Here is a 1,295-nt window from a genome sequence, read left to right as displayed (position 1 = left end):
CACCAAAGACCTGGACAAAGAAAAATGTGAAATTTTAGATCCCCAGGGACATAATTTGGGCACCACCCACAAAAATTATAAACTTCACGCCTGTGCCGCGCATTGCCTTTTGTTAGAACATCAAAAGGAACAAAACAAAAAGAAGAAAAGTTAGGCTTTAAGCGCACATATTTCTATAAAGCCAATTATCCATGCCACTTCTTTTACATCGAGATCCGGCATGGATAGTTTTAATAATACACCGCCAGAGATCGCAAACATATGCGCTCTCTATCGGTTAGTCGCCAAGGGGTAACCTTTGGAGATCCAGCTGGATTGCAGATTTACCGGCAAATTTAAAAGTTTAACATTTGTAAAGCCAAGCTTTTGCAATTGCAGAAATGCAGGACGAATATTGGGGCATTTTGTAAAGGGGCAGCATCCGCAATAAATAACAATTTCCGTTGTTTTTGGCAGAGCAGAGACAGTCTTTTCGAGCAGTTCCATATTTTCCGGTTTGCTAACCGCCCCTATATGTTTGGCCCCCATGATATCCTCTACTGCGCCAATGTTCAATATTAAGGGTTGATTTGCAGGAGTATTCACCAGACTGGCGGCCAGTACAGCTGGTTCCATTAATTGCTTATCTGTCCAGGGATAATTATTAATTGTGGATGGCATTGCCATAGGGGTAATTTGAGCTTTCGCTACCGAGCCACATAAGCCAGTTATTAAAATGTATAAAACCGTTATAAAAAATGTAACTTTCATAGTAAAGGTGATTTATAAAACCGTTGGTGATGTAAATATGATGTTTATCTATAAATCCTTTTTACCCGCAAACCCAACCCTACAAATATACCACCCACCATCCAACCAAGTGGTGACACTACTTTGTCAGTACTTCGAAGCTGTTCCAAAAGGTAGCCAGCCCATTTTAGGGTTCCGGCAGGTAGCCGGGATGGTGGATTAAGGTTCCAAAAAGGATATTCAAAAAAACATTAAATAAACCGCGATATTTCTGCACTTTTCTTCACTTTTTCTCTTTAAAACAACCCTAAAAGTCCCCCTTTTCTGATCATTTATGGCACGAAACTGCTTGCTGTAAGCTATTCGCCTTCTTTTTGAATTTTGACTTTTGACTTTTGACTTTTCAAAGGTTTACCCCGGAAACCAAAGCGCACAAAAAAGCCCTTGACTGTTTCCAGCAAGGGCTTGATTTAAGATTGGGCACCGACCTACTCTCCCACGTTTTACCGCAGTACCATCGGCTCTGGCGGGCTTGACTTCTCTGTTCGGAATGGGAAGAGGTAGAC

1 protein-coding gene and 1 rRNA gene are annotated in these 1,295 nt (G+C 41.4%); both read right to left on the bottom strand.

Translation table 11 applies throughout. The features are described from left to right. Positions 1–270 precede the first annotated feature (270 nt). Positions 271–750, bottom strand: coding sequence for a rhodanese-like domain-containing protein (locus AC1DPZ_RS27395; protein WP_477409472.1), 480 nt, complete (start codon positions 748–750; stop codon positions 271–273). Positions 751–1,204: 454 nt separating this feature from the next. Next, positions 1,205–1,295, bottom strand: a 5S ribosomal RNA gene (gene rrf / locus AC1DPZ_RS27390); the annotation flags it as partial.

The sequence above is a fragment of the Mucilaginibacter sp. P4_G9 genome (genome assembly GCF_056400985.1).
Note: the sequence above shows the minus strand (reverse complement) of the source record. Positions and strands in the feature narration are given on the sequence as shown.

Bases quoted from the DNA above. Each gene is read 5' to 3' on its own strand.
- AC1DPZ_RS27395 (WP_477409472.1), bottom strand. From the start codon at position 750: ATGAAAGTTACATTTTTTATAACGGTTTTATACATTTTAATAACTGGC.